Genomic DNA, 25,071 nt, shown 5'->3' on the forward strand with positions numbered 1-25,071 from the left:
GTTCGTACTCGTCGGCTGACAGGCCCCACTCGGTGAAGTCCCACGATCGTTGGAGTGGGAGGGACTCCTCGTCGATGCCCAGTTCGGCAGCCACGATGCTCCGGAAGGCGCTCGTGTAGTCCCCGCAGACGCCGTCCAGATCGACGCCGAGCACATATGGACGGTCCATGGCCCAAGACGGTAGTGCGCGCTCCCCGGGACGGGGCCGAGACGCTTTCAGCCGGCGGTCAGGCCGCCGTCGACGCTGACGATGGCCCCGTGCATCCGGCTGGCCTCGTCGGAGGCTACGAAGGCAATGACGTTGGCCAGCTCGGCCGGGTCGGCCATCTCCCGAAAACCCATGTACGGCCGGACCAGAGAGAAGTCCACGTCATCGGGCATTGAGTAATTGCGGGTCATGGAGGTGACGACTCCGCCGGGCGCTACAGCGTTGATCCGGACAGGTTCCTTGGCGAACTCCATGGCTAGGGCCCGGGTCATATTCACCACGGCGCCCTTCGTCGTGGAGTAGGCAACGGTGTAGGCCTGACCCATCAGGCCGGCGTTGGAGGCAATGTTGACGATGTTGCCCCGTGTCTCCAAGAGGTGCGGGAGGGCGGCCTGGCAGCACCAGAAAACGCCGGAAACGTTGATAGCCAACATCCGGTTCCATCCCTCGGCCGTTACGTCGGCGACGTGCTCGCCCCACGCCACCCCGGCGATGTTGGCCAGGATGTCCAACCGGCCGTGCGTGGCAACGGCGTGGTCTACGGCGGAGCGGCACTCGCCGCGGTCCGAAACGTCACCGACCATGGTGGACACAGTGGCTCCAAGGGCCTCTACCAGCCTGGCCATCTCTGCCAGGCCGTCGCCGTCTCGGTCGAAGCCAACGACGATGGCCCCGTCCTCGGCCATCCGGAGAGCGGTGGCTCGTCCGATGCCGGAGGCTGCACCGGTGAGTAGGGCGACCCGGCCGTCGAAGCGTCCCATGTCGACAAGGCCTCCCGTCGCTGCCAAGGACACGTTGTCCGGTCGGCGTGGGCAGGCACAGTAGCGGTCGACCGGGTTCCTCTCAGAGGCGGGAGAGACGGAGGTGGTTACGACCGCGGTGTTGGTCCACAGTCTGGTCAAACTCACGGCCACGGGGACACCGGTAGGCCACGCTGATCCTTCCGCCCGACCCTGCGGTTTTTGGTATGCAATGCTCGAAACGGTGCTGGGTCGGGCCGCCCATGACCAGGAGGTCACCCGAAGCGAGGTTCCAGGGCTGGGAAGGGCCACCACCCCGGGGACGGATGCGTAAGGTTCGTGGACCGCCGAACGAGGCCAGAGCGACCGTCTCGTGGATCGCTCCGGGGCGGAACCGGTCGCCGTGCCAGGCCACGCTGTCGCGGCCGTCCCGGTAGAGATTGGCCCAACTGGCCACTAGATCAACGCCGTAGTGGTCGGTTAGGCAGTGTCCGATCTCCTGAAGGGCGATACTTGGTTCCGCGATGTTGGTGCTCAGCCGCGGCTCGAGCACCTCGCTGTCCACAATCCACCGCCGATGGGACCGCCACGCTAGGGAGTCCCGGAAAGCGGCGTAGAGGTCGTCGGCCCCCCGGATCCAGCCCGGCGCGTGATCCACCCAGCAGTCCTCGTCCAGCTGGGTGCGCTGGGCGGTCGGCACAAGGTCACCGAGGTGGAAGGGAAGGCTGCCGAAAAGGGTGGCCTGGAGCATGACCCACCCTATCTCGTGACGAACAGATGTTCGACATACTCCTGGACCCTGAAAACGGCGAAAGCCCCGCCGCCCGGAGGCAGCGGGGCTTTCGGCCTACAACTAACTCAGCGAGCAACGCCCTTACTGAGAGCTGACAATGCCGCGTCCTTCACAGGAATGAAGGCGCAGATAGCGAGAGCGGTTCCGATGTCGGAACCAAAGTCGCCCATGCCGAGGATCTCGGTCGAAGCTCCGTAGCCAAAGCCTCCCACTTCGCTGATCACAACGAACAGATACGCCCAGATCAGGTTGAGGTTGGACCCCACAACGGGGATGCCGCCCAGCATGCTGCCGACACCAACTGTGTCGAGGATGCTGTTGAGCACGGCCAGAACACCCTGGAAGACCATTCCAAGAACGATCAGGGTGAGAATTGTTGACATCATTGGATAGGTACCCCTTTTGTTGACAGACGAACCCTGTTGCCGGAGACCCGGACCGGGACCGCTATGAAAAGGCTAAAGGAAGTGCACCACAGAATCGCGGCAATCCGTAACCTATTCGCAACATCCCCGTTTGGGAAGAGGTAGACCACTACCATTCCCGGCCCATGATCAGCCCGGTCCGGAATCCGCGACGTCGGGCCGCCCGCCTGACGATCACCCTGGTTCTCGTCCTCGTGGCGAGCAGCCTGTTGGCGCCGGATGCTGTGCGATCCTGGGCCGACACCCAACCGGAGGGCTGGCGGCGCGTTCTCGCCCAAACGTGGTCCGGGCCCACAGGTGGCCTGGCCCGGGATACCGGGCTGGACCGGCCGCTGACTGCCGTTCGAGACGCGCTGGATCCTGAGCCAGCGGTCGTCTTCCCGGTGCCGGCCGATCCGAAAACGGGATTGGTCGTACGACGGGCCTCACCGACCGACCCGCTACGGGTGCTGGCTGTCGGGGACTCTTTGATGTTGGACCTCCAGTACGGGATGGAACGAGTCCTAGAACCGAGACCGGACGTCGAGATCGAGGGTCGCGGCGCCCTCGGGTTCGGCTTCACGGTTCCCCACTGGGACTGGGAGGAGGACGTCCTTGCCGACTACTCGCGCCTGGTGGCCGAGGTACATCCAGACGTGGTGGTGGTGATGATCGGGGCCAACGAGTTCGAAGGTCACGTGCTGGAGGGAGAGGCCCTCGAGCCGGGCTCCGAACGCTGGGCCGAAGTCCTGGCCGAGCGGGCAGGGGAGGCCATGGCCCAATGGAGAGCGGAGGGCGCTCCGGTGTACTGGTGGACCACCCCGAGGATGCGCGACACACGGTTCCTCACCGACGACCTGAACGCCATCTGGGAAGCCACCACCACGGCATGGGGTGACGGGGTGACGTCGCTGGACAGCATGGTGGTTCTGGGTGACGCCTCGGGCGCCTATCGGGACCGGATGGTGGACGAGAACGGTCGCCTCGTTGATCTCCGCAAGGCCCGGGGTGTCCACTTCCACGAAGTGGGCGCCGATCTCCTGGCCCGTCAGTTGGAGGAAAGGCTGGTCGCTGACGGCTGGTTAGTAGACGACTAGCCGAAGGTTCAGGCCCCGGGGTGCTCCCCGGCGGGTCCATCCTCTTCGTGGCTCCGGTCGTGGTCGGCCGGGTCGTCGCCCGGTCCACGGAGAAGAGCCAGCTCCTCGGCCAGAGCTCTAATCCGCTTTTCCATCCGGGACATCTCGTAGGAGAAGTGCATGGACAGGAGGAGCAGGAACCCGATAGCCAGCAGCAGGAAGAGGGTCGGCTGATACCAGATCCCGAGCAGGTCAGCTACCCGGTCCAGCAGAGTAGGAACCGACGCGGTGATGGCCAGCACCAGGCCCACTGTCAGCCAGAGCACGGTGTACTTGGCCTTGAGGACCTGTCGGCGGACCAGGCGCACGATCACTGCGACGGCTAACACGGTCAGGGTGGCCAGAAGGGCATGGGTCTCGACGGTCACGACTGAGCCCTCCGGCGTTGTCCGCGGCCCGGATCGCCGGCAAGGAGGACGATCAGGAGGCGGACGAAGTGGTAGGCCAATCGCAGATTCCGGGTGGAGGCCCTTCCTCCCGACCGGTCGTGCATGACCACGGGAACTTCCCTGACGACGAAGCCCCGGCGGACGGCCAATACGAGGGCCTCCACCGACTCCATGTACTCCACCGGGTACTCGGTAGCGAAGAACTCCAGTACCGGACGGCGGAAGGCCCGAAAGCCCGACGAGGTGTCGGTGAACCGCTGGCCACAGATCTGGCCCACCATGCGTCGGAGCAGTCCCATAGCCAGCCCGCGGCTGCGGCCCACCCGGTAGCCGTCATCGCCGCCGAATCGGGTGCCGATCACCATGTCGGCGTCCTGGAGTCCAGCCAACAGAGCCGACACCTGGGAGGCGTCGTGTTGGCCGTCGGCGTCGAACTGATAGGCACGGTCGTAGCCCTGTTCTACGGCGTAGCGAAAACCCAACCGGAGCGCCCCGCCGATCCCCAAATTAAAGGGAAGGCGGAGGCAGGTAGCTCCACCGGCCCGTGCGACGTTGGCCGTCCTATCCGTAGAACCGTCATCGACCACGACCACGTCGTGGTCGGGAACGTGGGCCTCCAGAGCGGCGAGGACCCCGGGAAGAGCGTCGGCCTCGTTGTAAGCCGGGATGATCACCGCGGTGCGCACCGTCCCACGGTACCGCTCGCTTCCGCTGGGCCGTTCGGCGGGGTCCGGATCAGTACGCGTCGAAATCTAGAAACTCGAATCCGGTGATCGAGAGCGCTCCGGGGTCAAAGCGGGGGACACCATTGTCGGCGAACGGATGCACGACTAGTACCAGGGGGCTCGGTTGGAGGCGGTGAGGGATCGAGATCCTGAGGAAACGCACGGAGGGGTTGGCACCCCAATGCAGGACCAGGGGCGTGCAGTGGTGGGTGGCCAGGGCGGCTGCCAACGGCCCGGACGGGATCGGGTCGGTCTGCACCTGACGGGGGAGCACCTTCAACAGGACAGCTACCCGGAGTCGCCGTACCGTGGTCGTAGTGCTAACGAGGAGGACGTCGTCTCGCTCGTGCACCACGTAGTCCGCTCCCGGTCGCCCGAGTCTCCACCGGAGGTGGTCGGAGTCCCAGGTGGCACCGTGCCCGTTGGCGGAGACGGGCACCTCCTGAGGCAGCATTTGCTGGATCGTGTTGGAGTCCAGAAGAGAACGATTCACAGGGTGGGCGGCGAACCCGTGCCTTCCGGGCGTCGCCACCAGAAGCCGGGAGGCGAGCAGAGGAAGCATTCTCCAGCCCATGGTTTCGACCATGCGGGGAGCCGACTCGGCGTTGGCCACCCCGAGAATTCCGTCCAGACCAGCCTCGGTGCCGACCCGATAGCTGTCCTCGACGGTCCGCCGGTAGGCCCCGGAACCTCGGGCCGCCGGGTGGACGGAAAGGTCGACGCCTAGCCCCAGGACGATGGCCGGTCCGGTAGCCGATCGGAAACGCAACGGCACCAGTGCGTAGTTGCCCACCAGGCGACCTTCATCGTGGGCCTGCCCAACGGCCGCCCGCCCAGTCGGGTTCTGGTGGTAATACCAGGCAAGGTGGTTAACGCCCATCGGGGGGTCGTGAGCGAACACCATGTTCAGCAGATCCGCTGTGGCCCGTAGATCCTCCACGAGGCTTCAGCTTCTCTGACGCCGGTCGACGACCAAAACGGATGCTCCGCCGACCAGGAAGATTGCGCCCAGTCCGACCCGGAAGCCGGCTCGACTCCGGCAGTCGACGGTGGTGGGCGTTCGGGGGTCGTCGGACGAGGGACGGGGTGTCGTGTAGACGTCGGCCCAGGGACTGTCGCCAGATAACAGTCCGACTAGCGGCGAACGGCAGCCAATCTCCGGAGTGGCCTCGAGGGTGTACGGGGCACCGCCGGGAAGGGGACGGGTGAAAGGGGCTAGGGCGATCCACAAGCCGAGGACGAGGGCCAGACCGGCTAGTACCCGTCGTGGGGAGGTTCGGCGGAAGAGGTTCCGGGCCATAGCCGACGGATCCTACTGGCGGCCCCGGGGCCCCTCGGGTGCCCCGGTACCCTCGGGCGCTATGTCCGATGACTCGACGACGCGACAGAGCGGCTTTCGTAGTCGTCGGGGAATCGTTCTGGCGATCGTCCTTTTAGTGGCCGCTACGGGAACCCTGGTATTCCAGGCCAGTGGACCGGTGCTTCGGGTGGCCTCCCTCGGTGACAGCGTGGCTTACGACGGGGATCCGGGGATCCGCGCCGCCCTGGAGGCCACTGGCGAGGTGATGGTGGATGCTCGATCGTACGGTGGGGTCGGCTTGCTCCGCCCAGGGATCGACGACTACCTCCGGGAGGCGCTGGACGGGAACCCTGACGTAGTGGTGGTCATGCTGGGCGGCTGGGACTTGGGCGAGGTCGTGGCCGACCCCCCGGCGTACGGACGCCGGCTGGACGAGGTGGCCGGCCTGCTGACCTCGAAGGGTGCGACGGTGATCTGGTTGGGGATGCCGCCCACCCCGCCGGCCGAGGGAATTGAGGAGGCTCGCCGGATGGCCAACCGTGAGTTCGCTGCCGTGGCCGACCGCCACGACGGAGTCACCTACCTGGACACCGACCAGATCCTTGGTGACAGCTTCGGGGGTTTCACCCGGATGCGGACCGGAGTGGCCGGAACGGATGTCCAGGTACGGAAGGTTAGGGACGGGCGAGATGACGGCCACCTTTGCCCAGCCGGAGCGGCCCTACTGGGCCAAGCGGTTCTGACTGCCATGCGGGAGACCCACGTTATGCCCGAGGAGATGGAGGGCTGGTGGGAGGGCGAGTGGACGCGGGACGCCCGTTATGAGGATCCCCTTGGGGGTTGTGCCGAGATCACAGACTGACCGGGCAACACCTCGCTCGGCTTCCACCGGTCAAGCGCCGCGTCTACGGCCACGGCGGCCAGGATCACCAGGGAGGCCTCGGCGGCTGTGCGGTAGCGGGTGTTGCCGAAGGCAGTGGCCGCCGTGAAAGTGGCGATCGGAACCCAGGCGGCAAGGACCAGTAGGGGCCCACGTCGACGACGTATCACCTCGAAGCCGGCTACGGCGAGAGGTACCAGAAGCGTGAACTGGACAAGGCCCAGCATGGAGATGGCAAAGGAGCGCCGGTCGGCGTGGACATCCCGGCGGAGTTGACCGATCGGCTCGTAGAGGCCCCACATCCGTCCGATCCGGGCCGGCACCACTACGGTCAGGAGGCGTTCCCGGTTGACCGACATGTACGACGTGGCCCGTTGCCGAACCACCACGTCACGTTCGTACTCATCGAGGAGACCGCCGTCGGCCCCGTAGGGAGTGGGTAGGCCGCAGGACAGGTTCCAGTAGCCAAGGTCTGGCCCATGGTAGGTGGCGTCGCAGTTGGCCTGGACGAGCACGGTGCCCATTCCATTGGAAAATAGGACCGGGGCATCGAAGGCGGCCACGTTGCGGGCGAACCACGGCAGGCAGAGGACGAGGGCAGCCAGGCCACAAGCCACGTAACGGAGGAGCCGCTCCCGCCACGCGAGGGGGGTTCGGAGGAGGACCACGGCGGCGACCACCGGGAGGAAGAGGACCAACTCGGCCCGGGTAAGGGCTGCCAGGCCCCCGACTAGCCCCAGAATCACTGCCGAGGGCCGTGAGGGATCGCGCCAGAAGCGGACGCCAACCAGCATGGTGGCTGCCGCCATAGCGATGGCCGCCGTTTCTGCCACGAGGAGGCCGTCGTTGACCCAGATGAAGGCGTAGCCGGCTGTTCCGGTGGCTGCCAGAAGACCGAGACGATCCGAGCGGAGCTCCCGGCCAAGGAGGCCCATGAGGACGATGGCAGGCGCGCCCAGCAAGACCGACACCAGTTGTTGCTGGAGCACGGTGGTGAAACCCAGGAAGGCGAAGGTGCCCAACAGAACGGTCCACACCGGGGGGTGTCCTGCTGTGGGTTCTATGTATCCGATTGGGGTTTCGACCACCACCTCGCCTTCGGCGAGGGGAACCACGTCTATGCCACCGAAGAAGTGACGGAGCGGTTCGGGGAACCCGAGGCCGTCGGCAAAGAGGTTGGCCGAAAGGTGGTAGGCGGCGCCGTCTCCGCTGAGCGGGTTGTCGGCGGCCACCAGCACTAGGTGGAGTAATCGGATCCCGAGGCCGAGCAGGACGATTGCTGTCAGCCGACCTCGGAATGTCTCGGGCAGGAGGCCCTGGCTCATCTTCACCGTTTTCTTAGTCGCCCATCGGCCCAGCGCGCTGCGGGACCCAGGTCAGGACTCTGGGTGGGATCGACGATCGGAAGCGAGTCGGAGTCCAGGTTGGCCACTGCCTCGCTGAGCGGCCCGGCTACCGGGTCGGCGAGTAGATGCCTAATTTGGTGCTCCATTCGGGAACGGCGGAGCCAGGCGATCCGACTGGCCAGCATCCCGATGTGGTCGTGCGGGTGAAAAGCCTCGTCGGGGTCGAACTCCCACGGATGGCAGTAGGCCCACAGCACCTCATCGGGATCGGCCCGCGCCAATCCGAAACGGCGGAGGGCAGACGGAAGCAGGCGCAGGTAGGTCCCTCCCAGGTAGGGAAGGTCGATCCCAGGCAAGCGGACCAAAGGGCAGGGAAGCTCGACGGGACCGCCGGCCCACCGGAAGGGTCGACGAGGTAGGCCGGGCCAGCCGTACAGCGGACTAGGTCCGGGCAGGACGCTGGAGGAGTAGGTGAAGCCAGCTTCGGTTACAAGAGGGATGGCCCAGGCCGAGGCCGGCACTAGCGACATCATGGGAGCCCGGTACCCCTCCACGGCTTGGCCGGACAGGTCCTGAAGCAGGGCACGGCCACGGCGAAGGTCGTGGCCGAAATCGCTTGGGTTCTGGGTAGAGATAGGCACGTGCCGCCAGGAGTGGAGGCCTACCTCGTGGCCTTCGGCAGCGGCCCGTCGCACTAGGTTCGGCCGGCGCTCGGCCAGCTCACCGACTACGAACACCGAAGCCCGGTGGCCAGACTCGGCAAGCAGGTCCAGAACCCGGTGGGTCATCTCGACGACCCTTTCCGGGAGGTCGGCGGTGGGCCGGAGGTCCTCGACGTCGACGGTGACGGTGACGGCCGGGGGCATCACCGGAGTGTAGGAGCGTGTTCCGGGGCAGCCCGAAGGACCCGGAGGCGAGCCAGGGCTACTGCGGCGAGCAGGACCATTACGACGTCAGTGGGAACCCGGTACCGGGTGGCGCCCAGGGTCAGTGCGGCCACCAGCGTCCCGATGAGTGGCACGGCTAGGAGCGGGAGGAGGGGAGTCCCCTGGCGTCGTAGCCAGAGGGCGCCGGCCACGGCCAGTGGCACTGAGGCGTAGAACTGGAGGAGACCTAGCACCGAGATCCGGAAGTTCCGACCCTCTACCAGGATGTCGGCCCGTAGCTGCTCGATGGGGGCGTAGAGGCCCCAGAACCGTCCTACCCGCCGAGGTATGGCGTGGGTGAGGAGGCGACCTGGATGATCCGAGGCGTACTGCAATCCGCGCTCCCGGTAGATCACGTCACGCTGGGACTCGTCGATTGGGTTGCCGTTTGGGCCGAGCGGTTGGGGCAGCCCGCAATCGAACTCCCAGTAGCCCTGCTTCTCCCCGTAGTAGGTGGCATCGCAGTTGGTCTGGGCGACGAGGATTCCCACACCATTGGTGAGCAGGACAGGCTCCTCGAAGGTAGCCAGGTTGCGTACCAGCCACGGCGCGAGCACGGCGATTGCTACAAGGCCCACGCCTACGTACCGAGCCAGGCGAGTTACGGGAGCCAGATCGGCCCGACGAAGCACGGGGAGAGCGACTAGCGGAAGTACCAGAAGCAACTCCGCCCGGGTGAGGGCACATAGCCCACCGACGGCGCCCAACAGTAGGACGGAGCGGATGTCCGGCGACCGGTGGAACCGGAAGCCCACGATGACGAGGAGGGCCACACAGCCCACCACAAGGCTCTCGGACATCACCAAGCCATCGTTTAACCACAGGCAGGCGTGGAAGGCAGCCAAGCCGGCAGCTAGGAGACCCGTCCGTGGCCCGTCCAGGGAGCGCCCGGCCCAACCGACGGCCGCCACACCAGCGGCACCGACGAACGCCCCCACCAGCTGGTGCGCTGTGGCCCCGGTCAGGCCCAGGGCCGAGAAGAGGCCAAGAACCACCACCCACAGCGGTGGGTGACCAGCGGTGGGCTCTACGTGGCCGACTGGCAGGGCAGTGTTGGCAGTCGGGAGCACGGAGGATGGATCGTCTACGAAGAGGAGTTCCTGAGCGCCACCGTGGAGGTATCGGTATGGCTCAGTAAATCCAAGACCATCGGCCAGAAGGTTGGCCGCCTCGTGGTAGTAGGCGCCGTCGCCGGAAAGCGGATCACCCCGCTCCACTACAAGGACGTAGGCCACCCGGAGAACTAGGGCGGCGGCCACGAGGAGGGCCAGCCACCGGCCGAACCGGACGTCGACTCGCGTCCCCTTCGGTGTGGTTACCGGCGGAGACGGTGTGGTGGACATGGTCAGCTTCCGGCGTCGGAGGGCCGGATTTCCTCGTGGTAGTCCTCCTCCACGTTGACTTGCCATATGTCATGGTCGGCGCCCAGCACGTTTTCCACAGTCAGCATGGCCGTCAACATGGAGTGGTCTTGGTTGTTGTACCGATGCATGCCGTTGCGTCCCACCGGGTAGACGTTGGGAGCGTTGTCGGCTAGCCAAGCACGGAGAATTTCGACGTTGGCCTGGTAGTGGGCGTCGTACATCGGGTACGCCTTGGGCATGCGGACCACGTAGCCCGCCTCCACCCGTGACGGGTTCAGTAGTCCGAGGTGAGCCATCTCGGACTTGCCCTGTTCCACCAGGTCGGCGTCGTCGGCCTCCCAGAGATGATCGCCTTCGTCCACGAAGTACTCCAGGCCCAAGCAGGTCCGACCGTCCTTGACTAGGTGAGGTGACCACTGGCCGAAGTTCTGGACGCGGCCGACCTCAACCTCGGGGCTGTGGATATAGATCCAGTTATCGGGAAAGCCGTCCTCGGACGGGACAACTAGGGCCACTGTGAGGAAGTCCCGGTGGACGATGGCGTCGGCTGCCTGTCGTACCGCGTCGGAAATGGGCGGATCCATAGCCCGCAGCAAGTGGGGGAGGGGCATGGATGAGATCACGTGGGACGCCGAGAACACCACCGGGCCGTCGGGGCCGTCGGCTTCCACCCGGTAGGCCCGCCCATCGGCGTGCGCGATCCGGCGGACTGGATGGTGGAGCAGGACATCAGAGCCTTGAGCGGCTACCAGCTCATGGCACCGCTCCCACATCATTCCCGGCCCGTACTTCGGATACTCGAACTCCTCGATGAGGCTGGTGATCTCCTTCTGATTCCGGCGGGGGGTGAGGGAGTTCCAGACAGCCCGGAAGAGCGAGAGGTTCTTTATCCGCTGGGCGGCCCAGTCGGCCTGCAGTTCGTCGGCCGGTACACCCCACACCTTCTCGGTGTAGGTCTTAAAGAAGGTTCGGTACAGACGCCATCCAAAGCGGCTCGCCGTCCACCCCTCGAACGAACTCTGGTCCTTTGGTGGGTGGATCCGGACCCATGCGTAGGACAGCACGCACCGGACGGACTCCAGGAGACCCAGGTTTCGGAGGGCGTTCAGGGCCCGCAGCGGGTAGTCGTAGAAGCGACCCCGGTAGAAAATGCGGCTCATACGGGGTCGAACGAGAAAATCCTCAGGCTCCAAGATCTCATGCCACAGATCCGAGACGGCCCGGACCTTGGTGAAGAAGCGGTGGCCTCCGATGTCAAACCTCCACCCGTCCCGAACGGCGGTCCGACTGATGCCGCCGACCACCCCGTCGGCTTCCAGCACCGTGGCCCGGATGTCGGACTTTCCGAATTGGTAGGCGGCGGTCAGCCCGGCCGGCCCGGCACCGATGATGACTGGATGGACCCCTGCTGGGGGCGGGTGGTCGTGTCCCTCGAGGGGCGTGTTAGGAAGGTCGGTCATCGAAAAGCTCGGTTCCCGGCAGCGGGTCCGGGGGCCGGACGAGCGTACCGGGCGGCCCCCGGGTGCGACGGTACGCTCCTCCGCCGTGGGGGAGGCCGATCGCAACCGCTGGCTCGTCACGGTGGTGGCCGTCGCGGTGGCCAGTGGGTTGGTACTGCGTTTCCTTCCGCTCTCGCCGATGTGGCTTGACGAGGCCATCTCGGCCTCCCTGGCCGAAGAGGCCCGTCGGGGCTGGACACCGCTGGTGGATGCCCTGCGGCACGACGGGCACCCGCCCCTGTACTACGTCCTCTTGGCAGTTTGGACGTCGGTAGTTGGTGAAGGTGACGCGGCGGTGCGGGCATTCTCGGGTGCGCTAGGCGTGATGTCGCTACCCCTCACTTGGGCGGTGGCCCGGCGACACCTCGACCCGTCGGGTGGTCTCTTGGCGGTCGGGGTGATGGCTTCCAGCCCGTTTGCCATCCGATACGCCACCGAGGCCCGGATGTACCTACTGCTCCTAGTCCTGCTGCTTCTGGCCCACCTGGCCGCAGTCCGGGCCTGGGAGCGACCGTCGACGGCCCGCCTGGCTGCCCTAGCCGGAGTTACGACAGCACTGCTCCTCACCCATTACTGGTCACTATTTTTGGTGACGGTCGTTGGGCTGGCCCTTCTGTGGGTAAGCCGGGGACCGGAACGCCGCCGGGCCCTCCGGCTGACCGGAGCGGTGGCCGCCGGTGGGTTGGGATTCTTGCCGTGGCTTCCCGTGTTCTTCGACCAACTGGCCCACACCGGAACCCCGTGGTCGCCGGCGCCGAGGCCCACGGTGGTGGCAGCACTGACCCTGGAGGCCTACGGCGGGGGTCGGGGTTCAGAAGCACTCCTGGTGGCTGTGGTGCTGACGGTCCTGGTGGTGCTGGGTATCGGGACCCGTCGGTCGTCTGCCGGCTCGGTGCTCGGTTGGGCCGAGGAGCGTTGGCTGCGACTGGCCGCCGGTATCGGCTTGGCCACCATGGTGCTGGGGGCGGGAGTCAGCCTGGCCACTGACACGGCCTACCAGGGCCGCTACGGCGTGTTTGCTTTGGTGCCGGTGGTGCTGGCCGCCGCGGTGGGCCTCCGGCGCCTGCCCGGTATCGGCCCGGTGGTGGTCCTGATGGGGCTAATCCTGCTCTCCGGGGTCTCGGTGGCCCGCGAGCTGAGCAGGGAGCGAACGCAGGTTGCCGCGGCCGTGGAGGAGGTCCTGGCCGGAGGCGGAGCTGACGACGTGGTGGTTTTTTGTCCCGACCAACTAGCTCCAGCCGGCTATCGAATGTTGGACGGCCGCCGCACCACCTTGTCGTACCCGCTGCTGGATGAGGGGCGTCGCGTGGACTGGGTGGACTACGCGACGCGCAATGCTGCGGCTGATCCGGAAGCTGCTGCCGCGGCGATAACGGAACGCTCTGCAGGGGCGGGCGCCGTCTGGTTGGTCTGGATGGACGGCTACGAAACCTTTGGGCGCCATTGTTCTGACCTGCGCCTTGAACTCGTCCAACGCCTGGGCCGGCCGACGAAGGTGCTTAATGCCGACGGTGACGCCTACGACGACGCGGCCAATCTCTCCCGGTTCCCGGGCCCGTCGTGATCCCAACCGGTCGGCGGGCGCTGCTCGGGGACCTCCGGAGCGTTCTCCCGGCGTGGATAACTGCCCGCCTCCTGGTAGCCGCGGCCTACGGGCTGGCCCGTCTGCTAGAGGGAGGATCGGGTTCCCGAACGGCCCGGGGCCTGACTGCCTGGGATGGCGACTGGTATATCTCAATCCTGACTCACGGCTACGACGGTGTGGCCAGGGAGGGCGCTCGCTTCTTCCCGGGCTACGTGCTGGTTGGGCGACTATTTGACGTGGTGTTGCCTGGAGGCCCGGTAACGGCACTACTCCTGGTGGCAAACGTGGCTTCGCTGGTTGCCACCGTATTGGTGTTCCGGCTGGCCCTGGCTGAGACGGCCGACCGGGCCACGGCGCTGCGAGCGGCCTGGGCGCTGTCGCTCTTCCCGTCGGCGTTCGTGTTGGTCTGGGCGTACGGCGAAGGCCTCTTCCTGGCCCTTGCCTTGGGCGTGTTGCTAGCGGCCCGAAGGGAACGCTGGTGGTGGTGTGCGGTGATGGGATTGGCCGCTGGGCTAGTGCGTCCGACTGGCGCTTTACTGGCTCTGGCTGTCGTGGCCGCAGCGTGTCGACCGACCAGCGTGGCTCCGCAGCGGGTGGTGGCGCGAGTGGCAGCAGTAGCGGGGGGTCCGGTAGGCACCCTGGCCTTTGTCTGGTGGGTGTCGGCCCGGTTCGACGAAGCGTTCCTCCCGTTGACCGTGCAACGAGAGCTCCGGGGGGATTCGAGAAATCCGTTGGCTCGACTGGTAGAAGGTTTGGCCGACCTTGGACGGTCAACCACTTGGACCGATGGTTTGCACGCCGTCGCGGCGGTGGTTGTCCTAGTAGTGCTGGTGGCCCTTTTTCGAACTTGGCCCGCCCGGTACGGGGTGTTGGCCGGCGCCTGCCTCCTGGTGGCTTTGGCCGCCGACAACCTGAACAGCCTCGAGCGTTACGTTTTCAACGGAGTCCCAGTAGTGCTGGGCGTCGCCACCTTGGCCGGCTATCGGCGTTTCGGACAGCTGGTTCCAGTGGTCTCTGGTGCGGTGATGGTGGTCCTGGCGACGGCCGCTTGGACTGGGTCCTACGTGCCATGAGCTCAGGCCCCGATCTGGGGCTGTAGCTGGCGTTACTGGGCACCGTGTTCCAGGAGGCAACGGCGGAAAACGCGGAAACGGCCCCAAGTAGCCTTCCGGCGAACCGGTCAACTCCTCGGAGCCGCTTCCTCGTTCCGCATCCCGGGTGCCGCCCCTAGGGGCATCACCCTGATCCGGATCCCGGAGAGTCCGTCGACTTCCGTTCCCGGACCCGATTCGTCCACCGGTCCCCGGTGGGACCCTGGTCGTCCGTTCTGCCCCTCCGCCCGGCGGCGGAGCAGCCCGGTCGACCTGGCACCCGAGTCCGGTCTCACCGTGGGCCCTCTCGACGCCCGTCGGCGTCGGGACGACCTGCGGTGGCCCGGTCCCGGTCGGGGTCTCGCCCGGGCGGTTTGGCTCCTCGCCCGAAGGCTCGTCGCCGCTCCTCCCGGCCTCGACACCCTTGTGCCGGTGGCCGAACCGCTGGTCCCTCTCGGTCCCAGCGTGGTTGCGGTCCTCCCCGAACACGCCTCGGGGGCTTCCCCAGGGTCTCAACCCTCCTCCTGTGACCGGAGCCTGAGCTCCTGTCCCATTCGGCTGGTCGGTTCTCCGGTTCCGGATCCCCTTGCCGTGTTCGGCGTGACAGGCAGGATGCACTCACGCGTGGCTTCCGTCAACCGGAAAGTGAGTATTCCCCAGAAGTAGGAGAGATTTCCCCAACCCCTGAGTGGATGGTCCACAGGTCCGTCCACAGATCGGCCAAGAAACGGTACGGAAAGTAGTCAGCCGGGCAGGTCGACCATACGTCCGTTGTGGCGTCCATCGTGTCGGGTCGGCGACTCGACGGCGTCCGGACCTGAAGCCCAACTCGTTTAGGTGTGCCAGTCTCCCCGCTCGATGAGGACCTGGCGAAGTACCCCCGGATGGTCCGTCATGATCCCGTCTACGCCGAGGTCCAGGAGACGGACCATCTCGCCTGGATCGTCGATAGTCCATACGTGGACCTGAAGGCCACGGTCGTGGGCCATCCGGAGCAGGCGGCGATCCACGATAGGTATGCCGGACTGGCGAACCGGCACCTGGAGGCACAAGGCGGCCGGCCGGCCGGTCGGAAAGCCCAGACTGGCTAGCCGGAGTCGGCCGCCGTCAAACGGGCCAGCTGACGTGCACACGGTGGGTCCGAGGAGGGAGCGGCAACGTGCTAGGCGCCGATCGGAAAATGCCCCAAGGCAGACCCGGTGAAGTGCTCCGTGGTCGCGAATCAGATTGGCGAGGGGTTCCACGACCCGGTCGTCCTTGGGGTCGATGTTGATTCGGGCCTCCGGGAACTCCTCGAGGAGTTCCGACAGCAGCGGGATGGGTTCCCGCCCGGCTATTCGCGCACCAGAAACCTCGCTCCACGGAAGGTCGGCAATCTGGCCAGAACGGTCGGTGACCCGATCAAGAGTGTTGTCGTGGAAGGCGAGAACCACTCCATCCAGGGTGGCATGAACGTCCGTCTCCAGATACCGGTACCCAAGGTCCACGGCATGCCGGAAGGCGGCCAGACTGTTCTCGGGGTACTCCTCGGCTCCGCCCCGATGGGCGAAGGCCAAGGTCCCCGGATGGTCAAGGAACGGGTGGGAAGCCGGACTGCGCATCTCGGGAACGGTAATGCGGTATTCGGGTACGAGCCGAAAGCCCAACGCTCGGGGAGCAAACCACCGGGGGCGGGGAGCGGGGTGGTCGGTATCGTGGTTCCATGGCCCGTCGTACCAAGATCATCGCCACCATCGGCCCGGCGTCTGACGACGAGGCGACCCTTCGTGGCCTGATCCGGGCCGGCATGGACGTGGCCCGACTAGGGCTTGCCCATAACACGATCGACGAGGCGGCGGCCCGCATGGCCGACATTCGCCGGATCGCTGCTCTCGAGGGGCGTTACGTCGGAATTTTGGTTGACCTCCCGGGGCCCAAGGTTCGCGCTGCTTCCTTCGGCGAGGAACCGGTGGTTCTGGTCGAGGACTCCCGCGTGGAACTCCGGGTAGGAGACCACCGCAGTGACGCAACGTCGATCGAGGTCGACTACGAAGGGCTTTTGTCCGACATGGAGCCCGGCGATCGCCTCAGCTTGGGTGACGGCCGGGTGATCCTTGAGGTCCGGGACGTGTCGGAGGAGTCGTTGTCGGCCCGGGTGGCCCACGGCGGTGTTCTTACCGGTAGCCCCGGCCTCCACATTCCTTCGGATCGGCTGTCGATGCGTGCTCCGACCGATGATGACCTCCGTGCCGTCGAACGCTTCGTGGAACTCGACGTTGACATGATTGCCGTGTCGTTCGTGAGGTCTGCAGAGGACCTGGCCCGTCTGTCGGTGATGCCGCACCCCGAAGGGCCCATCGTGGTGGCCAAGATCGAGACCCGTGCTGCTATCGACGACCTCCCAGCCATCATTGAGGCCTCAGGAGCGGTGATGGTGGCCCGAGGAGACCTGGGAAGCGAGTGCAGCATTGAGGAGCTGCCGATCCTTCAGAAGGAGATCATCCGGCAGTGCATCGCATTGGGTCGCCCAGCCATCACGGCCACCCAGATGCTGGAGACCATGGTCAACAACCCTGAGCCGACTCGGGCCGAGGTCTCCGACGTGGCCAACGCCGTCTGGGATGGATCGAGCGCGGTGATGCTCTCGGGTGAGACAGCCATTGGGGCCAATCCGGTGAACGTCGTGTCCACGATGTCGCGGATCGCTGAACGGGCCGACGAGGCCTTCGACCATCGTGGGTGGATGTCGGAGCTCTCGGAGCTCCGCATGACCGACACTGGCGACCCGGACACTGCAATTACCGATGCCATGACCCAGGCCACGGCTCGAGCCGTCGATGAGCTAGGCATCTCGACAATCTTGTGTATCTCGGGTAGTGGCTTCACGGTCCGGTCGATGGCCCGGTTCCGTCCGTCGGCCCGCATCATCGGCCTTAGCTCCAACGAGCGCACTGTTCGGCAACTGACCCTCAGCTGGGGTACGGAGGCCCTCCACCTGCCTGAGCAGGGAGACCTCCAGCGACGGGTAGCTGCCGCCCTCGAGGTGGCCCGCGACCGAGGTGCGGTGCAGCCCGGCGAGCTAGTAGGAGTCCTGGCCGGTACCGACGTCCGGTCGCGATCCACAAACGTGCTTCGAGTGGAGCGGGTCCCCGAAGCGTGACGGTCGACGCCTGTCAGGCGTCGGAACAGCGCGGGTTCAGATCGGCGGGGATCTCCACCGGCTGTCCAAACAGGGAGCACGAGCAGTCGGCGACACAGTCGCTCAGACCGGACCGCTGGCCCCATAACCCGACAGAGAGAGTCGCAAGCAGCACCACGACCACGGTCCGTAGCATTAGCCGGCGGATGACTCGGGCAGCCAGGACGAGCAGGATCACCGAGACGGCGACGGCCACCACAGCCACCGATCGGAGGAACTGTGGGTCGGCCCAGGACGGCAGTTGGACGAACTCGGGCAGGTCAAACAGCTCTGTGAGGTCGTCGGGCACCGGTAGAGGGTACCGGTCGGGTCGACGCCGATCGGGCAGGGGTAGCCTCGCCAACTATGAGCCCTGAGCAGCCCATCGGCCTCTCGTCGCAGGGTCCACCGGAGACTGTTCTTGGCCCGGAGCCCGACGATGCCGACCTCCGCTTAGCGGCCGCGCTGGCCGCCCCACCCGAGGAGCGCCGGGGACTGGTCGCTGCCGTGGTGGCCTCTTGGCCCCGGCATCTCAACGGCTGGGCCTGTCTTGGCGACCTGGGGCGCGACACGGTTGAGTCGTACGCCGCCTACCGCGTGGGCTACCACCGCGGCTTAGACCGCCTCCGGCAGGGTGGCTGGCGGGGCTCGGGCTACGTCCGGTGGTCGCATCCCACAAACCGGGGATTCCTGCGGGCCCTGGCCGGGCTGGCCCGGACAGCTCGAGAGATTGGCGAGAAGGACGAGGAGGAGCGCTGCGAACTCTTCTTACGCCAACTGGATCCAGATTGGCCGAATGTGGATCCCCCCTTGGACGGTTCGGGCTAAGCAGGCTTCGTGGACGCACCACCTGCGACCCTGACCGGTGGAGCGGTACTGGCCGGAGGGGCCAGCAGTCGCATGGGTAGCGACAAGGCCTTCTTGGTTGTGGGCGGACGCCCCCTTGTGCTCGGCGTGGCCGACGCCCTGACCGGCGCCCTGGGTGTGGCAGCGGTGGTGGTCGGTGGAGACGAGGATCGCCTCAGAGCCCTTGGACTGGAGGTCCTGCCCGATCGGGCTCCAGGGGCCGGGCCGCTAGGGGGGATCCTGACCGCCCTTCTCCACCACCGGGAGCGGTTTGACCAGGTGGTGGTCCTGTCCTGCGACCTACCCGACCCCTCGCCGGAAAGCATCCGGACGGTGGCCGAAGCGGCCTCCGACGAGGACGCCATCGCCGTCCCGGTCGTCAACGGCCGGCGGCAGTGGATGCATGCCGCCTGGCCGATCGCCGTCCTTCCTGCCCTCGAGGAGATCTTCCAGAGAGGAGAGCGTGCACCCCACCGGGCAGTCGTTGACCTCCCCGTGGTGGAGGTCGACGGCTTGGATCCCGGCAGCCTGCGTGACATTGACCGTCTCGAGGACCTCGACGAGGAGTCAGCGGGTGACCGATAGGGTTCCGGCCGCACGAAAGATGGCTGGCGGAAGAGGAGCCATGGACGTACCCGAGATCGATGTCGATGAGTTGGAACGACGACTGGAAGAGGGTGCGGTTCTTATCGACGTCCGAGAGCCCGACGAGTGGGTCGAGGTTCGCGTGCCGGGCGGGTGCCTGATCCCGCTGCAGAACGTTCCCGAGCGGCTGGCCGAGATCCCCGAGGAGGGAACCGTCTACGTCATCTGCGCCCTAGGTGGTCGGAGCCGTGCAGCTGCCGAGTTCCTCCGCGGGCAGGGCCGGGATGCCGTGAACGTGCTCGGAGGGACCACAGCCTGGGTGGACGCCGACTTTCCGACCGAGGCGGGTGAGTCGGCCTGAACCGGCGGCCCTCCCCCGAGTACCGCCTGGTCACGAGCCAGGACGACTTCGCCGACCTCCTGGAGATCCTGCGAGCACAGCCTCGGATCGCTGTGGATACCGAATTCCACCGCGAGAAGACTTACTTCCCAAAGGTGGCCCTGGTACAGGTGGCCTGGGAGGAGGGCCTGGTCCTGATCGACCCCCTTGAGGTAGACCTTGCCCCTCTGGCCGACCTTTTGGAGTCGGAAGTTGTAGTGGTCATGCACGCCGCAGGCCAAGACCTCGAGGTGTTCGATCGGGTTTGCGGGACGGCGCCACACCACCTGTTCGACACCCAGGTGGCGGCTGGCTTCACCGGGCTGTCTTCACCCTCTCTGACCACTCTGCACGAGCGCGAGCTTGGCTTCCACCTCCCCAAGGGAGATCGACTGACCGACTGGCTGGCCCGCCCGCTGACCGCCTCGCAACTCGAATACGCCGCGTCTGACGTAGCCCATCTCCTGGAGATCCATGACCGGCTGGTTCGACGTCTCGGCGACGACGGGCGCCTGGCCTGGGCGGAACAGGAGTGCCGGGAGATGCTGGCCCGCGAACACGGCCGGCGAAACCCCGACGATGCATGGCAAAGGATCAAGGAGGCCCGCCAACTCCGCGGGCCGGCGCGTGACGTGGCCCGATCAGTGGCCGCATGGCGGGAGCGTCGTGCGGCCCAGGTGGACATTCCGGTTCGTCACGTGTTGCCCGATCTGGGTTTGGTTGCCGTCGCCCAGCGCGCCCCGAAGGAGGTCGAAGACCTACGGGGGATTCGGGGATTGGACGGACGCCACCACAAGGGGGCGGTGGCCAGCGGAATAATCGAGGCGGTGGCCGCGGCAGGGAATCTGCCGCCCCTGCAGCCTGACCTCCCGCGGCGAAACGGAGGAGCCGATATCAGGGCGGGCGTGACACTGGTATCAGCCTGGGTCTCGCAACTGTCGCGGGATCTCGATCTGGATCCGGCCCTGGTGGGGACCCGGAGCGATATTGAGGCGCTGGTGCGGGGCGACGATGACGCCCGGATGTCCACCGGTTGGCGCCATCAGGTGGTCGGTGGTCAGGTGGGCGACCTCCTAAGCGGCCGCGCCGCACTGGCCTTCGACGGACGGGGTGGCCTGGTCTTGGAAGCCCGGAGCAGCTGAGGCCCGCCGACCCGTGATCGGGTCTCGCCATCGGTAGGATGTATCGCTGATCGCTGATGACGTCCGACCGGGAGGGCCACCGTGAAGAAGGGCCGACATCGCCGCTACGAAGAGGCGCGTGCGCTGAAGCAGAACCAGGACCTCGACTTGGACTCGATCTTCGACAGCCTGAACGTCGACGAGTCGGACACCGACGGGGAATCTCCCGCCTTCGATGCCTGGTCCGATGAGTACGAAGAGGATGAGGCGCTAGAGGAGACCGCCGAGTCGGCTTGATCATCCGGACGATAAAACGGATCTGAACCGGTTATCCGCCCGTCTCGTCGAGGATCTCGTCCAACTTGAGGATGTCGTCGGCCGACAAGGTGCCGATGAACCTGCCTTCGGCATCGGTAACGGCCAGGACGTCCACATCGCTCTGTTCCATGGCCGCGACGGCGTCGCGTAGCGTCCACGTCGGCCGAGCCGCAAGAGGGTCGGGCGACAGCAGTGTGCCGACTTCCGTGTCGTCCCATGTGGACCGCTCCAGAGCGGACACCTCGGAGAGGCTAATCATCCCGAGATAGGCGGTTCCGTCTACCACGGCCACTGACCGCTCCCGCCGGCCCAGGACGTGCAAGTACATGAACTCGGCGACTGTCGCGTCGGGGGGCACCGTCAACACATCAGTATCCAGGGCCGAGGTCACCGGGAGCGTGAATCGTCTCTCTAGGTGACCCAGCCTGACGCTGTGCTGGTGTTCGGCGACCGAGGACTTCCCCGCGACTAACTGACTGACCGCCGCGGCCACCAGAGCGGGGACAACAAAGGAACCGCCGGTCGACTCGGCCACGAACATCACGGCCGAGATGGGTGCCCGGTAGCCAGCACCCAGGAAGGCAGCCAGTCCGAGTGTCGGGTAGAGGCCTGGGCGGTCGGAGTTGAGTAACTGTCCGGTGAACTGTCCCAGGATCACTCCCTGGACGGCCAGGGGAATAAACAGGCCTCCCACGCCTCCGGCGGCCAGGGTGACGATGGTGGCGGCGATCCGGAGCCCGAATAGCAGGGCGATGAGGCCTAGCCCGTTGGCTGGATGGACGACCCATGCCATGGCCTCGAAGCCGGGTCCGATGGTCAGCGGGGCGTCGAACATTAGGTCAGCCACAATGGCCAGGCCGGCCAGGGAGGCACCGCCGATCAGTACACGGGCCACAAAGTGATCGGTTCTGGCCTGGGTCTTGGCCCATCGGACCAGCCAGGCCATGGCTCGCCCACCCAAGCCGGCCAGGATGCCCAGAAGCAGGGCGCCGAAGACGTCAGCCACCTCCACGGCAGTGAACAGCGATGCCAGGTCGGCTGCGTCGAACCACACCACTTTGTCGTCCGAAGCCAAGGACAGTTGCTTGACGTTCAGTCCGATCCGGTTCTCCGGGTCGTTCAGGAATGGGATGACGGCCTCGTGTCCGATCAGATTGATGTAGGTCACGTAGCTGGTGGCCGAGGCCAACAGGGAGGGGAGGAGGGCTCTACGGTTGACGTCGTCGCGGTACGGGGCCTCGAGGGCGAAGAGGACGCCGGTGGCCGGGGCCTTGAACACGGCAGCCACGCCGGCTGCCGCACCGGCCGTGAGCAGGATTCGGATGTCCTCACGTCGGAGCCAGCGGCGGAAGCGGTCTCGCATAGCCAGACCTACGGTGGACCCGGCGTAGATTGAGGGACCCTCCAGACCCAGGGACCCGCCCAGTCCGATGGTGGCCAGGCCAGCTACCAACTTCACTGGCAGGTCCCGTAGGGGAAGCCGGGGGTTTCGATCGTGGAACGCTCGGTTGAATTCGTCCGACGTGGCCGCGGACAGGCCACGGCCCAGGTACCGGAGGACTGCCGTAGCGAGGATGAGACCCACGGCGGGGGCCAAGGCCACCTGCCATAACGGCCGCTTCAGTACCGCGTCCAAAAGCACGGAAGCCGAGAGATACTCAAAGCCGGCAATCACCACAGCCACCAAGGCTCCGGTGACTATCGAAAGAACTAGAACCGGCGTATCCCCGCGGGTGGCGATGCTCCGGAGCCGATTCACGGGGTTCTTCCTACACCCTGGATCGTTGGGATCCTCCGACGGGTCGGCACCGGGACAACCACCGAGGTCAGGCAGACTGTGCTGATGCGTCTCTCGCCGCGATCCCGTGCCGACCCCCTGGTTGACGAGTTGGTGAAAGCGTTGGACGTCGGACGAGTCAAGGCTGGGTCGGTGGCCCGCCACCTCTACAGTTCGGATAGTTCCGTCCTCCAGGGTGGGCGGGCCGGAGTCGTCTGCTTTCCGGAGAACACAGCCGAGGTTTCGGCCTGCATCCATGCGGCACGTCGGCACGGACGGGACTTCGTACCCCGGGGGGCGGGTACCGGTCTTGCGGGGGGTGCGGTCCCGTGTGACGACCCGGTGGTCATCGTGACGACGCGGATGGACCGGATTCTGGACGTAGATGTCGACAGGCGGACGGCTTGGGTAGAACCCGGTGTGGTGAATCTGGACCTCAGTCGGCACCTGGCCGGTACAGGTCTCCACTTCGCTCCGGACCCCTCCAGCCAGCAGGCCAGCACGATCGGCGGCAACGTGGCCACCAACTCAGGAGGCCCCCACTGTCTTCTGTATGGGGTGACCAGCGCCCACGTTCAAGCCGTGGAAATTGTCCTGTCTGACGGGGAGGTTGTGGTGCTTGGCGAGGAGCAGGGGGACGCCGCGGGGTACGACCTTCGGGGCGCCTTCATCGGAGGTGAGGGAACACTGGGGATCGCCACTCGGATCTGCGTCCGGCTCACCCAAGATCCGCCGTTAGTGGCCACCTTGTTGTTGGACTTCCTCACCATCGAAGAAGCGGCTGAGACGGTGAGTGCCATCATCGCCGCTGGGATCCTGCCCGCTGCTCTGGAGTTGATGGACCAGCAGGTGGTAGCCGCCGTGGAACCGTTCGCCCACGCCGGCTATCCGATGGATGCAGCGGCCGTCCTAATTGTGGAGTTGGACGGCCTTCCGGCAGGGATCGACGACCAGGTGCGACGGATCGACGACCTTGCCCGGTCACACGGGGCCCGGGAGGTCCGACGGGCCGCTGACGCTGATGAGCGGGAGCGGATCTGGAAGGGACGAAAGAGCGCGTTCGGGGCCATCGCCAACCTCAAGCCCGACTACTACCTGAACGACACCGTGATCCCACGGTCCCGTCTAGCGGAAGTCCTGGCTGGTATCCAGGAGGCCGTAGACCGTCACGACCTCCTGATCATGAACGTCTTCCATGCCGGGGACGGCAATCTCCACCCGCTGATCGTCTACGACGCCCGAAATGCTGAGGAGACAGCCCGGGTTCTAGAAGTGGGGGAGGAGATCGTCCGCCTGGCCATCGACGCGGGTGGTGTGCTGTCCGGAGAGCACGGGATCGGCCTGGAGAAGCGACGGTTCATGGGCCTCCAATTCTCTCCGGAAGACCTTGAGGCCCAGGGACGCTTGCGACGAGCGTTCGACCCCGATGGAATAGCGAACCCGGCCAAGGTCCTCCCGTCGGGGGCCAGCTGTGGGCACGTCACCAGCCTGGGGCGGATCCCAGAGGGGACATGGGTGTGAATCAGCTGGCGGAGTTCCGTGAGGCAGTCGGGACAGAGGGCGCCGTCTGTGTGCGTGGCGGGGCCACTCGCTGGGACCTGGGTGGGGATCCGGCGGGAGCTCATGAGGTACGGGCTCCGTCTGGGGTCGAAGAGTTCCTACCGGCGGAGATGACGGTGGCCGCCGGTGCCGGGACGACGCTTGCCGAATTGACCGAAGCGCTAGGCGCCAGCGGCCAGGAGGTGGCTCTGGACGGGCCCCCCGGAGCCACGGTAGGAGGCACCCTCGTCGTTGGCCGGAGCAGTCTGCGTCGAGGGAGGGTCGGTTTGATCGCCGACACCCTCCTCCAGGCCGACTGTGTGGGGGCTGACGGCGCTCTTTTTACCGCCGGTGGTCCGACGGTGAAGAACGTGACCGGCTATGACGTGTGCCGCCTGCTGGTCGGTTCTCTAGGGACCTTGGCCCTGTTGGGACGAGTAATCCTGCGGACCCGGCCGATGCCGGAGGCCAGCCTCTGGATGGCTGGAGAGTTGGCTCCCGGTCGGGTGGCCGACGTGGCCTACCGCCCGGCCACAGTGCTTTGGGACGGGGAGCGGACAACAGTCCGTCTAGAAGGACACCCGGGTGACCTGCGCGACGAACGTGACCGTCTTGCGGCGCTTGGCTTGGGCGAGGTCGACGAGCCGGAACTGGGGCCCTGCATGAGCAGATGGGCAGGAGAGATTCCGGCGGGTGCCGTTCTGGACGTGCTCGGTGGTGTGGTCTACGGGGATCGACCGGAAACCCTGCCGGTGACAAAGCCTGGGGTTCTCGCCCTAGCCGGTCGCATGCGCGACGAGTTCGACCCGGGACGGCGGCTCAACCCCGGCCGAGACCCCTACCGGGTGGCCGCATGAGTAGCGGAGGACCGCTTGGGTTGCGGGACGACGCTTTGGCGGCGGGTGTCCGCTGTGGCCTGTGCTTGCCTCACTGTCCGACCTACCGGATTTCTGGTGACGAGAG

26 protein-coding genes are annotated in these 25,071 nt (G+C 66.3%); 12 read left to right on the top strand and 14 right to left on the bottom strand.

Annotated elements, in window-relative coordinates:
• Positions 1-216: 216 nt before the first annotated feature.
• The 3 genes from MK181_09050 to MK181_09060 all read right to left on the bottom strand — a co-directional run bounded on the left by MK181_09050 (position 217) and on the right by MK181_09060 (position 2,124).
• On the bottom strand, positions 217-969 hold the full coding sequence (locus MK181_09050) for an SDR family oxidoreductase (protein ID MCH2419948.1): 753 nt from the start codon (positions 967-969) through the stop codon (positions 217-219).
• A gap of 82 nt (positions 970-1,051) precedes the next feature.
• On the bottom strand, positions 1,052-1,699 hold the full coding sequence (locus MK181_09055) for an alpha-ketoglutarate-dependent dioxygenase AlkB (GenBank protein ID MCH2419949.1): 648 nt from the start codon (positions 1,697-1,699) through the stop codon (positions 1,052-1,054).
• A gap of 107 nt (positions 1,700-1,806) precedes the next feature.
• Entirely contained in the window at positions 1,807-2,124 is a 318-nt protein-coding gene (locus tag MK181_09060; protein ID MCH2419950.1) for a hypothetical protein, read from the bottom strand.
• Between the two features lie 167 nt (positions 2,125-2,291).
• Here MK181_09060 and MK181_09065 point away from each other — a divergent pair, with 167 nt between their 5' ends.
• On the top strand, positions 2,292-3,242 hold the full coding sequence (locus MK181_09065) for a hypothetical protein (GenBank protein MCH2419951.1): 951 nt from the start codon (positions 2,292-2,294) through the stop codon (positions 3,240-3,242).
• Positions 3,243-3,250: 8 nt separating this feature from the next.
• On the opposite strand, the gene MK181_09070 is transcribed toward MK181_09065, so the two are convergent.
• From MK181_09070 to MK181_09085, 4 genes are read right to left on the bottom strand one after another with little or no spacing between them, the layout of a single operon-like run.
• Complete coding sequence (locus MK181_09070) at positions 3,251-3,649, bottom strand: DUF2304 domain-containing protein (GenBank protein MCH2419952.1); 399 nt, start codon at positions 3,647-3,649, stop codon at positions 3,251-3,253.
• On the bottom strand, positions 3,646-4,356 hold the full coding sequence (locus tag MK181_09075) for a glycosyltransferase family 2 protein (GenBank protein ID MCH2419953.1): 711 nt from the start codon (positions 4,354-4,356) through the stop codon (positions 3,646-3,648). Before MK181_09075 ends, MK181_09070 begins: the two co-directional genes overlap by 4 nt.
• A 49-nt stretch (positions 4,357-4,405) precedes the next feature.
• Entirely contained in the window at positions 4,406-5,335 is a 930-nt protein-coding gene (locus MK181_09080; GenBank protein MCH2419954.1) for a GNAT family N-acetyltransferase, read from the bottom strand.
• A gap of 6 nt (positions 5,336-5,341) precedes the next feature.
• Positions 5,342-5,695: a hypothetical protein gene (locus MK181_09085; GenBank protein ID MCH2419955.1), complete on the bottom strand. Its 354-nt coding sequence runs from the start codon at positions 5,693-5,695 to the stop codon at positions 5,342-5,344.
• A 61-nt stretch (positions 5,696-5,756) separates the two neighbouring features.
• On the opposite strand from MK181_09085, the gene MK181_09090 reads away from it, so the two are divergent.
• Positions 5,757-6,557 (top strand): GDSL-type esterase/lipase family protein, encoded by an 801-nt coding sequence (locus tag MK181_09090; protein MCH2419956.1) that lies wholly within the window; start codon positions 5,757-5,759, stop codon positions 6,555-6,557.
• Here the strand turns inward: MK181_09090 and MK181_09095 are convergent.
• Genes MK181_09095 through MK181_09110 form a run of 4 tightly spaced genes read right to left on the bottom strand, consistent with a single transcriptional unit; the run spans position 6,515 to position 11,671 of the window.
• Complete coding sequence (locus MK181_09095; GenBank protein ID MCH2419957.1) at positions 6,515-7,900, bottom strand: glycosyltransferase family 39 protein; 1,386 nt, start codon at positions 7,898-7,900, stop codon at positions 6,515-6,517. The two genes, MK181_09090 and MK181_09095, sit on opposite strands and share 43 nt — an antisense overlap.
• A gap of 2 nt (positions 7,901-7,902) precedes the next feature.
• On the bottom strand, positions 7,903-8,787 hold the full coding sequence (locus MK181_09100) for a polysaccharide deacetylase family protein (GenBank protein MCH2419958.1): 885 nt from the start codon (positions 8,785-8,787) through the stop codon (positions 7,903-7,905).
• Positions 8,787-10,190: a hypothetical protein gene (locus MK181_09105; GenBank protein MCH2419959.1), complete on the bottom strand. Its 1,404-nt coding sequence runs from the start codon at positions 10,188-10,190 to the stop codon at positions 8,787-8,789. Before MK181_09105 ends, MK181_09100 begins: the two co-directional genes overlap by 1 nt.
• 2 nt (positions 10,191-10,192) lie before the next feature.
• Positions 10,193-11,671: an NAD(P)/FAD-dependent oxidoreductase gene (locus MK181_09110; GenBank protein MCH2419960.1), complete on the bottom strand. Its 1,479-nt coding sequence runs from the start codon at positions 11,669-11,671 to the stop codon at positions 10,193-10,195.
• Between the two features lie 85 nt (positions 11,672-11,756).
• Here MK181_09110 and MK181_09115 point away from each other — a divergent pair, with 85 nt between their 5' ends.
• Both MK181_09115 and MK181_09120 read left to right on the top strand, forming a co-directional pair.
• Positions 11,757-13,274, top strand: coding sequence for a glycosyltransferase family 39 protein (locus MK181_09115; protein MCH2419961.1), 1,518 nt, complete (start codon positions 11,757-11,759; stop codon positions 13,272-13,274).
• The gene (locus MK181_09120; protein ID MCH2419962.1) at positions 13,271-14,368 is read left to right on the top strand and encodes a hypothetical protein; all 1,098 of its coding nucleotides are present in this window, start codon (positions 13,271-13,273) and stop codon (positions 14,366-14,368) included. The genes MK181_09115 and MK181_09120 overlap by 4 nt, the downstream gene beginning before the upstream one ends.
• 851 nt (positions 14,369-15,219) lie before the next feature.
• On the opposite strand, the gene MK181_09125 is transcribed toward MK181_09120, so the two are convergent.
• Complete coding sequence (locus MK181_09125; GenBank protein MCH2419963.1) at positions 15,220-15,987, bottom strand: glycerophosphodiester phosphodiesterase; 768 nt, start codon at positions 15,985-15,987, stop codon at positions 15,220-15,222.
• Between the two features lie 101 nt (positions 15,988-16,088).
• Between MK181_09125 and pyk the strand changes: the two genes are divergently transcribed.
• Positions 16,089-17,525, top strand: coding sequence for a pyruvate kinase (pyk, locus tag MK181_09130; GenBank protein ID MCH2419964.1), 1,437 nt, complete (start codon positions 16,089-16,091; stop codon positions 17,523-17,525).
• 13 nt (positions 17,526-17,538) lie between these two features.
• On the opposite strand, the gene MK181_09135 is transcribed toward pyk, so the two are convergent.
• Positions 17,539-17,853, bottom strand: coding sequence for a hypothetical protein (locus MK181_09135; GenBank protein MCH2419965.1), 315 nt, complete (start codon positions 17,851-17,853; stop codon positions 17,539-17,541).
• A gap of 56 nt (positions 17,854-17,909) precedes the next feature.
• Between MK181_09135 and MK181_09140 the strand changes: the two genes are divergently transcribed.
• The 5 genes from MK181_09140 (at position 17,910) to MK181_09160 (ending at position 20,771) form a co-directional block, all read left to right on the top strand.
• The gene (locus MK181_09140) at positions 17,910-18,371 is read left to right on the top strand and encodes a DUF3151 domain-containing protein (GenBank protein MCH2419966.1); all 462 of its coding nucleotides are present in this window, start codon (positions 17,910-17,912) and stop codon (positions 18,369-18,371) included.
• Between the two features lie 9 nt (positions 18,372-18,380).
• Positions 18,381-18,974, top strand: coding sequence for a molybdenum cofactor guanylyltransferase (locus MK181_09145; protein MCH2419967.1), 594 nt, complete (start codon positions 18,381-18,383; stop codon positions 18,972-18,974).
• Positions 18,964-19,335 carry a rhodanese-like domain-containing protein gene (locus MK181_09150; protein MCH2419968.1) on the top strand — a complete coding sequence of 124 codons (372 nt, stop codon included), beginning with the start codon at positions 18,964-18,966 and terminating at the stop codon, positions 19,333-19,335. The genes MK181_09145 and MK181_09150 overlap by 11 nt, the downstream gene beginning before the upstream one ends.
• 68 nt (positions 19,336-19,403) lie before the next feature.
• Entirely contained in the window at positions 19,404-20,495 is a 1,092-nt protein-coding gene (locus MK181_09155) for an HRDC domain-containing protein (protein MCH2419969.1), read from the top strand.
• Between the two features lie 81 nt (positions 20,496-20,576).
• Positions 20,577-20,771: a hypothetical protein gene (locus tag MK181_09160; protein MCH2419970.1), complete on the top strand. Its 195-nt coding sequence runs from the start codon at positions 20,577-20,579 to the stop codon at positions 20,769-20,771.
• 31 nt (positions 20,772-20,802) lie between these two features.
• Here MK181_09160 and MK181_09165 read toward each other — a convergent pair whose 3' ends face one another.
• Complete coding sequence (locus tag MK181_09165; protein ID MCH2419971.1) at positions 20,803-22,551, bottom strand: chloride channel protein; 1,749 nt, start codon at positions 22,549-22,551, stop codon at positions 20,803-20,805.
• 84 nt (positions 22,552-22,635) lie between these two features.
• Between MK181_09165 and MK181_09170 the strand changes: the two genes are divergently transcribed.
• Positions 22,636-24,090, top strand: a complete 1,455-nt coding sequence (locus tag MK181_09170) for an FAD-binding protein (protein MCH2419972.1) — start codon at positions 22,636-22,638, stop codon at positions 24,088-24,090.
• Positions 24,087-24,965 carry an FAD-binding protein gene (locus MK181_09175; GenBank protein ID MCH2419973.1) on the top strand — a complete coding sequence of 293 codons (879 nt, stop codon included), beginning with the start codon at positions 24,087-24,089 and terminating at the stop codon, positions 24,963-24,965. The genes MK181_09170 and MK181_09175 overlap by 4 nt, the downstream gene beginning before the upstream one ends.
• The last annotated feature ends 106 nt before the right edge of the window (positions 24,966-25,071 follow it).

It is taken from the genome of Acidimicrobiales bacterium (assembly GCA_022452035.1).
GTDB lineage: Bacteria > Actinomycetota > Acidimicrobiia > Acidimicrobiales > MedAcidi-G1 > UBA9410.

Coding starts and splice junctions, on each gene's coding strand:
- MK181_09060 (MCH2419950.1), bottom strand. CDS start 2,124: ATGTCAACAATTCTCACCCTGATCGTTCTTGGAATGGTCTTCCAGGGT.
- MK181_09125 (MCH2419963.1), bottom strand. CDS start 15,987: ATGCGCAGTCCGGCTTCCCACCCGTTCCTTGACCATCCGGGGACCTTG.
- MK181_09085 (MCH2419955.1), bottom strand. CDS start 5,695: ATGGCCCGGAACCTCTTCCGCCGAACCTCCCCACGACGGGTACTAGCC.
- MK181_09095 (MCH2419957.1), bottom strand. CDS start 7,900: ATGAGCCAGGGCCTCCTGCCCGAGACATTCCGAGGTCGGCTGACAGCA.
- MK181_09170 (MCH2419972.1), top strand. CDS start 22,636: ATGCGTCTCTCGCCGCGATCCCGTGCCGACCCCCTGGTTGACGAGTTG.
- MK181_09065 (MCH2419951.1), top strand. CDS start 2,292: ATGATCAGCCCGGTCCGGAATCCGCGACGTCGGGCCGCCCGCCTGACG.
- MK181_09050 (MCH2419948.1), bottom strand. CDS start 969: ATGGGACGCTTCGACGGCCGGGTCGCCCTACTCACCGGTGCAGCCTCC.
- MK181_09110 (MCH2419960.1), bottom strand. CDS start 11,671: ATGACCGACCTTCCTAACACGCCCCTCGAGGGACACGACCACCCGCCC.
- pyk (MCH2419964.1), top strand. CDS start 16,089: ATGGCCCGTCGTACCAAGATCATCGCCACCATCGGCCCGGCGTCTGAC.
- MK181_09140 (MCH2419966.1), top strand. CDS start 17,910: ATGAGCCCTGAGCAGCCCATCGGCCTCTCGTCGCAGGGTCCACCGGAG.
- MK181_09090 (MCH2419956.1), top strand. CDS start 5,757: ATGTCCGATGACTCGACGACGCGACAGAGCGGCTTTCGTAGTCGTCGG.
- MK181_09055 (MCH2419949.1), bottom strand. CDS start 1,699: ATGCTCCAGGCCACCCTTTTCGGCAGCCTTCCCTTCCACCTCGGTGAC.
- MK181_09100 (MCH2419958.1), bottom strand. CDS start 8,787: ATGCCCCCGGCCGTCACCGTCACCGTCGACGTCGAGGACCTCCGGCCC.
- MK181_09105 (MCH2419959.1), bottom strand. CDS start 10,190: ATGTCCACCACACCGTCTCCGCCGGTAACCACACCGAAGGGGACGCGA.